This window comes from Pseudorhodoplanes sp. (assembly GCF_050250235.1).
In the GTDB taxonomy this organism is placed as follows: domain Bacteria; phylum Pseudomonadota; class Alphaproteobacteria; order Rhizobiales; family Xanthobacteraceae; genus Pseudorhodoplanes.
In genome coordinates this window covers 1-10,755 of sequence record NZ_JBFWPA010000170.1, presented here as the reverse complement: position 1 = coordinate 10,755, position 10,755 = coordinate 1, and the positions used below count along the sequence as shown (strand labels likewise).

At 56.9% G+C, this 10,755-nt stretch carries 15 protein-coding genes and 1 pseudogene; 8 read left to right on the top strand and 8 right to left on the bottom strand.

What is annotated here, in order from left to right:
- Window positions 1-158 precede the first annotated feature (158 nt).
- Window positions 159-741: pseudogene (locus AB7F49_RS34735) on the top strand (transposase); the annotation flags it as partial.
- A gap of 34 nt (window positions 742-775) precedes the next feature.
- Here the strand turns inward: AB7F49_RS34735 and AB7F49_RS34730 are convergent.
- Window positions 776-1,003: a hypothetical protein gene (locus tag AB7F49_RS34730; RefSeq protein ID WP_428530951.1), complete on the bottom strand. Its 228-nt coding sequence runs from the start codon at window positions 1,001-1,003 to the stop codon at window positions 776-778.
- A 71-nt stretch (window positions 1,004-1,074) separates the two neighbouring features.
- On the opposite strand from AB7F49_RS34730, the gene AB7F49_RS34725 reads away from it, so the two are divergent.
- Window positions 1,075-2,013, top strand: coding sequence for a hypothetical protein (locus AB7F49_RS34725; protein WP_428530948.1), 939 nt, complete (start codon window positions 1,075-1,077; stop codon window positions 2,011-2,013).
- Between the two features lie 276 nt (window positions 2,014-2,289).
- Window positions 2,290-2,661 carry a hypothetical protein gene (locus tag AB7F49_RS34720; protein ID WP_428530957.1) on the top strand — a complete coding sequence of 124 codons (372 nt, stop codon included), beginning with the start codon at window positions 2,290-2,292 and terminating at the stop codon, window positions 2,659-2,661.
- Here the strand turns inward: AB7F49_RS34720 and AB7F49_RS34715 are convergent.
- The 7 genes from AB7F49_RS34715 to AB7F49_RS34685 all read right to left on the bottom strand — a co-directional run bounded on the left by AB7F49_RS34715 (window position 2,654) and on the right by AB7F49_RS34685 (window position 6,137).
- On the bottom strand, window positions 2,654-2,872 hold the full coding sequence (locus AB7F49_RS34715) for a hypothetical protein (RefSeq protein ID WP_428530945.1): 219 nt from the start codon (window positions 2,870-2,872) through the stop codon (window positions 2,654-2,656). The genes AB7F49_RS34720 and AB7F49_RS34715 overlap by 8 nt on opposite strands.
- A complete protein-coding gene (locus tag AB7F49_RS34710) occupies window positions 2,845-3,714 on the bottom strand; it encodes a DUF2955 domain-containing protein (protein WP_428530942.1) in 870 nt (289 codons plus the stop codon). Before AB7F49_RS34710 ends, AB7F49_RS34715 begins: the two co-directional genes overlap by 28 nt.
- A complete protein-coding gene (locus AB7F49_RS34705; protein ID WP_428530940.1) occupies window positions 3,704-3,877 on the bottom strand; it encodes a hypothetical protein in 174 nt (57 codons plus the stop codon). The genes AB7F49_RS34710 and AB7F49_RS34705 overlap by 11 nt, the downstream gene beginning before the upstream one ends.
- A gap of 72 nt (window positions 3,878-3,949) precedes the next feature.
- Window positions 3,950-4,708: an HlyD family secretion protein gene (locus AB7F49_RS34700; protein WP_428530938.1), complete on the bottom strand. Its 759-nt coding sequence runs from the start codon at window positions 4,706-4,708 to the stop codon at window positions 3,950-3,952.
- A 122-nt stretch (window positions 4,709-4,830) separates the two neighbouring features.
- A complete protein-coding gene (locus tag AB7F49_RS34695) occupies window positions 4,831-5,037 on the bottom strand; it encodes a ParB N-terminal domain-containing protein (protein WP_428530954.1) in 207 nt (68 codons plus the stop codon).
- A 161-nt stretch (window positions 5,038-5,198) separates the two neighbouring features.
- Complete coding sequence (locus AB7F49_RS34690; RefSeq protein ID WP_428530935.1) at window positions 5,199-5,507, bottom strand: hypothetical protein; 309 nt, start codon at window positions 5,505-5,507, stop codon at window positions 5,199-5,201.
- 183 nt (window positions 5,508-5,690) lie between these two features.
- Entirely contained in the window at window positions 5,691-6,137 is a 447-nt protein-coding gene (locus AB7F49_RS34685) for a hypothetical protein (RefSeq protein WP_428530932.1), read from the bottom strand.
- A 308-nt stretch (window positions 6,138-6,445) separates the two neighbouring features.
- Between AB7F49_RS34685 and AB7F49_RS34680 the strand changes: the two genes are divergently transcribed.
- The 5 genes from AB7F49_RS34680 to AB7F49_RS34660 all read left to right on the top strand — a co-directional run.
- Window positions 6,446-7,681: an ABC transporter substrate-binding protein gene (locus AB7F49_RS34680; RefSeq protein ID WP_428530929.1), complete on the top strand. Its 1,236-nt coding sequence runs from the start codon at window positions 6,446-6,448 to the stop codon at window positions 7,679-7,681.
- Window positions 7,682-7,793: 112 nt separating this feature from the next.
- Window positions 7,794-8,549, top strand: coding sequence for an ABC transporter ATP-binding protein (locus AB7F49_RS34675; RefSeq protein ID WP_428530925.1), 756 nt, complete (start codon window positions 7,794-7,796; stop codon window positions 8,547-8,549).
- Window positions 8,546-9,259 carry an ABC transporter ATP-binding protein gene (locus AB7F49_RS34670; RefSeq protein WP_428530922.1) on the top strand — a complete coding sequence of 238 codons (714 nt, stop codon included), beginning with the start codon at window positions 8,546-8,548 and terminating at the stop codon, window positions 9,257-9,259. The genes AB7F49_RS34675 and AB7F49_RS34670 overlap by 4 nt, the downstream gene beginning before the upstream one ends.
- 7 nt (window positions 9,260-9,266) lie before the next feature.
- A complete protein-coding gene (locus AB7F49_RS34665) occupies window positions 9,267-10,151 on the top strand; it encodes a branched-chain amino acid ABC transporter permease (RefSeq protein ID WP_428530919.1) in 885 nt (294 codons plus the stop codon).
- 4 nt (window positions 10,152-10,155) lie between these two features.
- The coding region (locus tag AB7F49_RS34660; RefSeq protein WP_428530916.1) for a branched-chain amino acid ABC transporter permease at window positions 10,156-10,755 on the top strand (600 nt) is incomplete at its 3' end.

Genomic DNA, 10,755 nt, shown 5'->3' with positions numbered 1-10,755 from the left:
TCGGCATCGGGATAAGTTGTTTGGATTGGTTCAAGACGCCGTTCATTTGCAGAGTTTTGAGAGCCTGTCGAACATCTTTGATCGTCACGGTGTCTTGATCCTCCCCCTTTGAAGTGGTCCGACTTGAAGTATGTCTTTTGGCCTCAGGGAGGATTGATATGCCTAGGAAGCATCATAAGCCCGAAGAGATCGTCGCAAAGTTGCGGCAGGTGGACGTTCTGGTCTCTCAGGGACAGAACATTGCCGACGCCATCCGTCAGATCGGCGTGAGCGAAGTCACCTATTATCGGTGGCGTCAGGAGTATGGCGGGCTGAAAGCCGACCAGGTCAAACGGCTGAAGGAGCTTGAGCAGGAGAACCTTCGCCTGCGCAGGGTGGTGTCGGACCTGACGCTTGACAAGCTAATCCTGACCGAGGCCGCCAAGGGAAACTTCTAAGCCCCGCCCGCGGCGCGCCTGCATCGATCATATTCGAGAGCGTCTGCAAATCTCCGAGCGCCGCGCCTGCGCTGCGCTCGGGCAGCACCGCTCGACGCAACGCAAGGTGCCGCGGGGCCACCCCGACGAGGAAAGGCTCACAGCCGATCTGATCGCTTTGGCCCGGCAATATAACCGCTATGGCTATCGCAAGATTGCCGGACTGCTGGAACAGGCCGGCTGGGTCGTCAACGACAAGCGGGTCGAACGGATCTGGCGGCGTGAGGGGCTGAAGGTCCCCCACAAACAACCCAAACGCGGCCGGCGCTGTACGGATAGCTGAGGAGCTCTCTTTCGATTTACGGCATGAACGAAGCACCCTCGGGGAACTGCACAACGCCTTGTTTAAACTTTGCCTGCTGTACGTAGATCCGGCCTTTCCTATTTTGCTCGATCGGTTGAAGCTTGATCAAAAAGCGTGGTTGCAACTCGCGGTCATTTTTGAGCGCCGACCCCGTTGCTGTCTCCTCGATCAGGATTTGATATGGACGATATGCTTTTACAAGTGCATCGAACGTTTTTCGCAATTCGGGGTACTCGTATATGTCACACTCCATGTGTAACAAATAATATGTCCCATCTAGCAAGCAGCTTGAGCATGAGAATGCCAAGCTGTTTGGACAACAAGATAGGAGGAGTTTTTGCAAGTAGGCATCTCAAAGGGCCCGCGGACCACTTCGAATTTTATTGTTCCAATCATCCGGAAACATCAGAGGTCGTTTCGTCAATTGTACAAAGCAATCTCAATGCGACCGGTGCGCGCGGCATATTCTTGGATAAAATTCTTTATCCCTCTCCTGCCGCTGGTCTAACATCGAGTTTAAGTTGTTTTTGCCGGCACTGCACCGAAAGGGCGCGAGCAAGAGATCTCGACCTGCGAGCTGTTCAGAAGCTCCTCAAATCAGCGATCGAGTCGCCCATTTCCGCTGAGACTCTTTCATCGCTTGGGATTGGCGGACGAAAACAATCGGACACACTTATAGCAGAGTGGCAAGATTTTCGGGCAGGCACGATTACCAGCTTTGTGGGTCAGATCGTCCGCCAAGCCCGCGCTTTCGGTTGTGATATCGGTCTGGATCTATTCACGCCGTTCCTGAGTGATCTTGTAGGACAACACTATAAATCGCTCACCCCGCTAGCCGATTGGATTAAGCCGATGATTTATTGTCGATCGGCGATACCGTCTGGTCTACCAATTGAAATTCATGGAATCCTGCAAAGCATTCCGAGTAGCGCGAAAAGCGTCTTGGCCAATGCCTTGGACGAAGAGATACCGGATTCTCAAACACTGATGACCGAAGGCTTGCCTTTAACATTGGCAGTCAAAGAGGCAGCCCGCAGCCAACTCTGGGCCGGCGAGATACCCTCGTTGGCGGGCATTGAAGTCGCAAATCGACCCGGCATCTGCCGCATCGATCCAGAGATCGTGGGTACCTATGGTCGCCTGTTGCGGAGCATGACCGGAATAGTTGCCTCGCCTGATATTCTGCTTGCTTCGCATAATAACCTGAAGGCGCTGCGCCATTCGCTATTTTAGCGTCGCTGGCGCCCGTTTTTCCTCCAGCATCATGAGAGACAGCGCCGCAATGGATTCGGAAGATGACAAATTATGGAATGGATAGGATTGAATTTAGCCTCAAAAATGAGGACCAGCCACGTCTCATAGCGCAGTCTCAAGTCCGTTTCATTCCGAATGCAGCGTTCATCCCAGCAACGCGTTCAGCAATGTAGACGATCGCGGCGGAGAACAGGATTAGAAGCTTTGAAGGCGCGACGATGACAGGGTACTGCGCGCTCGCACGATGTCACGTTCATTCTCGAGCCCGCGGAAGTCCGCGATATTAATTCGGTCGTCGCGGTCGGAGCGGATATATTGCGGCGGATGGGTGCCGGCTTGATTGCCGTTATCCCGGGAGACGTGTCTTTGGTTGATGCTGACGAAGTTGAAGAAGGCCTGAACCTAGCACCCTGCAGCTCCGTTACGGTCGTTATTCCGGACCGAAGGAGGCCGGGAACGAACGGGCTTATGTTTGCGACGAGCGCACCGCCAGAATTTACTTATGGCGCTGACAGTTTTGCCAAATATCTCGAACAAAATGCTTCAAGGCGGACGATGCCGCTGAGTTCGCGATCGCTAGAACTGGATGTTGACGAGCCGCGAGAACCGCGGCTGCATTCTATTTGAATTTAGTGGCAAGGCCGGATTCCGCTCCATCCCGGTGCGCCTTCGGATTCGGCCAGAGCAATACCGCGAGACAGAGCGTGTAGAGGATCGCGAACAACACGTAGGCGACGCGGGTCGAGAACAATTCGGACGGACTGCCGGGCAAAGGCGACACGCCAAGCCCCAACAGGACGAGGAAGGTCGTCAACGCCCCGGCGCTGATCTTGCCCATGTTCGGATCGGCTGCGGCACGTCCGCCGAACACGAACGCGACGACGAGGACGACGAGAAACAAGGCCGGAAGGTTCGGCCACAATGAGACGAAAACGAACGCGAAAGAGGCGACGAGCCCCCCGAGAAGATTGACGAGGCCAAGGCCATCCTCTGGGTGCTTGCGAGATCGAGCTGGCCGAGCAGAGATGCGACGGTGATCGGGACGACCAGCGCGAATGAAAGCCGGTGGTCGATGAAGCAGAGGACGACGCTGGCAAGCAGGATCGAGGCGCTCGCGAGCGCCTGGCGTCCCGGCGGGCGCCTCGCAGACCCTGGGAGAGGCTGGGGCGCGGCGCCTGCCGGAGCGGGCCACAGCGCATGCGCCCCCCATGCCAGCGTGACGCCACCTATGGCCGCCTTCGTCAAAACCGCCACGATCGATTCGCCGAGGTAGATCTGTTCGATTTCGAGAAGCGGCACGATGATGGCGATGACCAGGACAACGAAAGTAGCCGGTCCGCCTTTACCCTCCGCCTGCAAGTGGAAGCAGACGAAATAGAGGAGCCAGAGCACGGCGCCGAGCACCAGCGAACGGCCGGTCAAGACGGAAACGGTCAAGGCAAGGACTTGAGCCACCACGAGAACCAGGGCGACCATGACAAGCCCCTGCGCGAGCGATAGCGGACGCCGGCTCGCCGTCAGGAACTGGGAGGCAAAGATCGGGACGAGAAAGGGGATCGGCTCCTTGGCCCACACCGCGATCGTGAAGCCGACCGCGACAGCGGTCGCGATCCTCAAGCCCTGACGGCGTGCCGCAAGCCGTTCAAGCGCGACGCCGGAAATGGCAACGTCATGTGACATAGGTCAGGACGGATACGAGCCGCACCCAGACCGCAGCGATCGCATTCATCACCAGGTTGTTGCCTGTATAGATGACGGCGTAGGCCTGCGAGCCGAAACGGACGCCGCGCGGCCATTCTCCCTCGAACACCACACGCACCGGAAAGAGCTGCGGGTCTCGCACCCAGGTGGTCCGGTTGCGAATAACCGGAAGGCCGCTGGCGTCGATTGCGCTCAGGCCCGATGAGGTGGCGCCTCAGCCGACACTTTCCACCCTGGCCTTGAAGATACGTCCGGGAAGCGTATCGAGCACCACCTCCACGGGGTCGCCCGGCTTGACGTGTTCGAGACTGTTCTCCTTGAAGGCCGCGGCGATCCATATCGTCCCAGCATCGATGAAGGTGAGCGCTCGCTGACCTACGCTGCCGAACTGGCCGGCCGCCAGTTGCAGGTTGGTGATGGCGCCGTCGGCGGGCGAGGTCACTGTGGTCCGGAAGAGATCGAGCCGCACCCGCTCCAGGACGGCAAGTGCCTCCTTGATCTGCGGGTTGTCTTCGCCAGCCGGTCCGAGTTCCTGTTGGGCCTTGGCGAGCTCGGCTTCGGCTCCTGTCACGGACGCCTCGGATGAGTCGAGCGCCGCCTTCGCCTCGTCATATCTGGCCTTTGCATAGATGCCGCGCTCCACCAGGTGAAGAATGCTATTGGCCTGCTCGCGCATATTCAGGGCTTTGGCGCGCGCTTCGACGAGGCGCGCTTGGGCAGCTTCCACGGAGGCAGTGTTCGCGCCAATCGTCTGGCCGATGCGCTCAAGCCGCGACTCCGCTTCCGTCACAGCGATCTCATAAGGCTGTGTGTCGATGCGGAGCAGGACCTGACCCGCTTTCACGACCGCATTGTCGATGACGCCGACCTCCACGACGCGACCGGTAACCTCTGCCGCCATCGGCACGATGAAGGCCTGCACGATCGCCTGCGAGGATGTCGGCGTGAGGCGCTCCATCAGGATTGACACCACGTAAAGGATTGCCTAGCGCAGTTTCCGGCGCGATCCCGGCGTTGGGTTTCTTGCTCGGCGCGATCGTCGCTTCGGCTTCGTGGGGGTTCGACATGGCCCTCCCGCTGTAATGATGGCGCTCTTTAGCACCGTTCCGCCAAACCGTATCGTAGCCCCGAAGGAGAAGTAGAGTGTGTGGCCTGGTTTTGCAAAAATGGTTCGACGCGGGCATGACCGGCAACGATGCCGTCCAAACCGTCGATGAGAACCGGGTTGATGAATCCGAATTCCTGGATGCTGGCGACGATATGTTTGATTTGGCGAGGGATGTGGGTCCGAGGGTTTTTCACCCGCGGCTTGAGTTTTTGAAGATCTTTGTATCTGATGGCGAGCGTAGCCACGGCGGCCTCCACGGCCAAGGTCCCGAAATAACTTGGACCAAAAAAATTGCAAATCAAATACAGGGAAGCCTTCCCTGATATTCTCACGAAAGTTGCCTGATCCGTAAAATCTATCCCTGTTCTTTTTCACAGGGAAAAAGAACAGAAACGCTCATCATATCGAAGCTTCTTGGCTTTCCAGTCGCTTTCGCCGGGGTTTTCGGAGTTTTACCTTGTATTTTTCCCTGTTTCGCGCGCGTGGAATCGGAGACTGGTTCGATACGCACTGCGTCGTCAGCCAGGCAGTGCGGTCTCTCTGTTTCTTTAGCAGAACGCGCGAAAATGCCTGCAAATACGGGGCTATTCGCGCGTGCTTCAGTCTCTGGGATTCCAGGATTCGAACCAAAATTCTCTTTCGGTGCGGAAAGTCTCTCGCGCATTCCTAGAAAATTCCCGTTTTGCAGAGCCCAAGGCGGTCGAGACCGAAGGCCCGATTGGAGACTTCTTCGACGACTGGCTGTCTCAGGGTCACCTTATGGTGTGAATTTCAGGAATGTTCAGTAGGTGGGCTTGAGATCGAAGCTGATCTTCCACGACTTAGCGCCATAGGCTGTCGCGCATGTTCACAACCATAAAATCTGCTTGCGATAGTCCAGATTGTCGAGCAACGGCTGCGCGGGACCCTGGTGAAACACGGTGCCGCGCTCGAGGACAAAGACGCGGTCGGCGAGTGCAAGCACCAGATCGAGATTATGCTCGACGATGACGATCGAAATGTGCTGACGAAGGCGATCAAACACCTTGAACAATTCGAGGGTCACTGCCGGTGCGAGGCCCTCAAACGGCTCGTCCAGCAAGAGCAGGCTGACATTGCCGGAGAGTGCGCGCGCCAACCGCCCAAGCGCGAGATTGTCCGCCACACTCATGTCGGCGAATAATCCACGTCCCTGGGGCACATAGCCGATACCAAGACGAGCGATATCGGGTGCGCCCATGCCGGCGATGTCGGTTCTCCTGAATGCAATCGTATCGGTTTCCGGTAGCACGAGGCCGGCAATATTTTTGAGCAATGTCGACTTGCCACCTGATAGAAGCGCCGGATAGCCACGTCTTCGCCCACAGGCCGCTGTTACAGCAAGTGTAATCGCTCGCAAATGAGATGTGAGGGATGGTGCGGCGATAGGCTGCGCATGAACTTACTGCGACGGCATGCATTACTTCTTGTCATGCATAGGAAACAAAAAAATCGTTTGTCGGAAAAATTGCACAAGACATGATTTTGCCTGGAGCTGTGTCGCTGGGCGACCTTCATGATCCGGCGGCGTTCGGTCCGATAATGACGTGCGCGCGATCGGGACACTCAGCTGGGAGGACTATCATGAAAGCGGGACGAATTCTTTCGTATGTCGCGATTTGTGCGATTGCATCATCGGCGGCCGCAACCGCCAATGCGCAATCGGACAAAGTTTCTGACGGTTTCGTCAAGATTGGTGTCTTGACTGATCTCTCCGGCGTTTATTCGGATTTCTCAGGGACCGGCTCGGTCGTCGCGACGCAGATGGCGATCGATGATTTCGGCGGCAAGGTTCTCGGCATGCCAATCCAGATCGTCTCTGCCGATCATCAGAACAAGGCGGATATTGGGGCTAATATCGCGCGTGAATGGTACGAGTCCGGAAAAGTTGATGCAATCCTCGACACGACGAATTCGGCGGTGACGCTTGCGGTTGTTGGCATCACCAAAGAGAAGAACAAGATCGTCATGATCGGCGGGTCGAGCACCACCCGCGTGACGACAAGCGATTGCTCCCCCAACAGCGTTCAATACATCTACGACGCCAATTCGCTCGCCAACGTGACGGGCAAAGCATTGATCCAGCAGGGCGGAAAGACGTGGTATTTCATCACGGTCGACTTCGCCTTCGGACACGGTCTCGAGAAGATCACGTCCGACGTAGTCAAGGCGGCCAACGGGCAGGTTCTCGGTGCGGTGCGGCATCCACTCAACACCGGCGACTTCTCCTCCTATCTTCTTCAGGCGCAGAATTCGGGAGCACAGGTGATCGCGCTGGCCAACGCCGGCACGGACACGATCAACGCCATCAAGGCGGCGAACGAGTTCGGCATCATGCGCTCGGGAAAGCAAAAGGTCGCGTCGCTGCTGGTGTTCATCTCTGACGTGCACAGCATGGGCCTGCGCCAGGCGCAGAACATCGTTTTGACCGAAACGTTCTATTGGGACCTCAACGACGAGACGCGTGCGTGGTCGAAGCGTTTCTTCGAAAAGACCAAGAAGATGCCGACGATGGTTCAGGCGGGTATGTACTCGGCCGCCATGCACTACCTCAAGTCGATTCAGGCTGCCGGAACCGACGCGACGGAGCCGGTGATGAACAAGATGAAGTCGACGCCGATCAACGACTTCTTCGTGAAGAACGGCCGTATTCGTCCGGATGGTCTCCACGTTCACGAGATGCATCTGTTCCAGGTCAAGACGCCGCAAGAGTCAAAAGCTCCCTGGGACTATTACAAGCACCTCGCGACCATTCCGCCGGATCAAGCCTTCTCGCCGATGGACACGGCGGCCTGTCCGTTCTTGGCCGCGAAGAAGTAGGCCTGATCTCCGACTTGGACCCGCCCACCGGCTTTTGCGTCTGGGGGCAGCTCTAGATTGGAGCCCGAGCGAACATGGTCGTCATGACCGCCCAGAACGATAGCGAGCTGGCGTGAGTGCGCCGTACGTTCTCGAAACCCGCGCAATGACAAAGGACTTCAACGGCTTCGTTGCGGTCAACAACGTCAATTTGAAGGTTCGGCAGGGGACGATCCACGCCATCATCGGCCCGAACGGTGCGGGAAAGACAACTGTCTTCAATCTTCTGACGAAATTCCATCGTCCGAATTCAGGCCAGATCCTCTACAAAGGACATGACATTACCCCGCTCGACCCCGCAAGCATCGCAAGGTCAGGCATCGTTCGCTCCTTTCAGATTTCTGCCGTCTTTCCGCACATGACCGTGCTCGAAAACGTGCAGGTCGCACTGCAGCGAAAATTGGGATTCTCCTTTCAATTCTGGAAGTCCGCGCGTGTTCTTGATCAAACGAATTCGCGTGCAATGGAGCTTCTCGAAGCGGTGGGCCTTTCGGACTTTGCGCGGCAAGCCGTGGTCGACTTGCCCTACGGCCGGAAGCGAGCGCTGGAAATTGCGACGACCTTTGCGCTCGACCCGAAGCTCGTGCTGCTTGATGAACCCACCCAAGGCATCGGCCATGAGCACGTTGGGCGGATCACAGCGCTGATCCGCAAGATGGCGCAGGGCAATACCGTGCTGATTGTTGAACACAACCTCAACGTCGTCGCAGAATTGTCCGACACGATTACTGTTCTGGCCCGAGGCGCGGTTCTTGCGGAAGGCCCGTATTCCGAAATTTCAGGTAACGCCGCCGTTCGCGAGGCCTATATCGGGGAAGCGCGATCATGACCCAGATGGGCCGAGAAGTTCTGCGTGTCTCCAACTTGCACGCGTATTACGGGGAGTCTCACATTTTGCAGGGGGTGGGCTTCGTGGTTCGCCATGGCGAGCTCATCACATTACTTGGCCGGAATGGAGCGGGCCGGACGACCACACTGAAAGCGATCTTAGGGATGGTTGGCCGGCGTTCCGGCTCTATCGTTGTCAAAGGCAAAGAGACGATTGCCATGCAAACCTACCGCGTCGCACGTCTTGGTCTCGGCTACTGCCCAGAGGAGCGCGGCATCTTCGCAAATCTGTCTGCGACCGAGAACCTCCTGCTGCCACCCTCGATCGGGCCGGGCGGCATGAGTCTCGAAGAAATCTACAAAATGTTTCCAAATCTCGCGGAGCGGACTACCAGCTCCGGAACGCGGCTTTCCGGTGGCGAGCAGCAGATGCTGGCGCTTGCAAGAATACTGCGCACAGGCGCCGATATCCTTTTGCTCGATGAAATCACCGAAGGCTTGGCGCCCGTGATCGTCAATGCTCTCGAAACCGCAATCCGCACGCTCAAGAGCAAGGGATACACAATTATTCTCGTCGAGCAGAACTTCCAATTCACCTGCGATATCGCGGATCGTCACTATGTCATCGAGAACGGCCGGGTGCTGCACACCGTTGCCCATGCCGATCTGAAAGCTGAAACTCCGAAACTTCAGCGTCTACTGGGTTTGTGAGCATATTATGGGAACGCTGTATAGCCAGCTCATTGTCGGCCTGATCAATGGTTGCTTCTACGCACTTTTGAGCCTGGGCTTGGCTGTCATCTTCGGGATGCTGAACATCGTGAACTTCGCGCATGGCGCGCTATTCATGACGGGCGCATTCCTGGCCTGGATCGGCCTGACTCAGGTTGGACCTTGGTTGGGGTACGACAATTTCCAGATCAGCTACTGGTGGGCGTTGTTGCTGGTGCCTCTGATCGTTGGCGCGCTCGGGGTTGTCATAGAGCGAACGATGCTAAAACACCTTTACAGGGTCGATCCGCTTTATGGGATGCTCCTGACGTTCGCGCTCGCCTGGATCCTTGAAGGCTTGTTTCGCCACTGGTACGGCGCGACCGGCCGCCCCTACGAAATTCCCGATGAGCTTTACGGCGTCGTCGACCTCGGCTTCCTGCTGCTTCCGCTCTATCGCGTCTGGGTCGTCGCTGCTGCGATCGTGGCTTGCCTAGGGACGTGGCTGCTGATCGAGCGCACGAAGCTCGGCGCTTATCTGCGTGCAGCGACCGAGAATCCGAAATTGGTCGAAGCATTCGGCATCAATGTGCCGGTGCTGGTTACCTTGACCTATGGCTTCGGAGTAGCGCTTGCAGCGTTTGCCGGCGTGCTCGCGGCACCGATCATGCAAGTCAGTCCGAAAATGGGCGCCGATCTGATCATCATCGTATTTGCCGTCGTGGTGGTGGGCGGCATGGGGTCGATCATGGGATCGATTGTGACAGGCCTTTTCCTCGGTGTGATCGAAGGGTTGACCAAGGTGTTTTACCCCGAGGCATCGGCGATTGTGATCTTTCTGATCATGTCGATAGTGTTGATGATACGTCCTGCTGGGCTGTTCGGGCGCTGACATCATGAACCACAATTACATCGGCATCGTTGCGCTGGGCATCATCGGGATCGTGCTGCCGCTCATTGGCATCTATCCAACCTTCCTGATGCAGTGCTGGTGTTTTGCGCTGTTTGCCTGCGCTTACAACCTCCTGCTTGGATATGGCGGGCTGACGTCGTTTGGTCACGCCGCCTTTTTCGGCGGCGCTGCCTACATCACTGGACACTGCGTCAAGGTGCTCGGCTTTCCACCGGAGCTTGGCATTCTAACCGGTGCAGCATTCGCCGCCGCATTGGGTTTTTTGATCGGTTCGATAGCGATACGGCGGCAGGGCATCTACTTCGCGATGATCACGCTTGCGCTTGCTCAGATGGTTTATTTCATTTGGTTGCAGATGCCGTTTACCGGAGGTGAGGACGGCTTGCAGAACGTGCCGCGCGGTTATCTATTCGGCTTCATATCGCTGCGAGATACGCTTACGATGTACTACGTGGTTTTCGCGATCTTCTTTCTAGGTTTTCTCTTTATCTATCGTGTCGTTCATTCTCCGTTTGGGCAGGTATTGCGGGCTATCCGCGAAAACGAAGCGCGTACGCTGTCTCGTGGCTATGACGTCGAACGC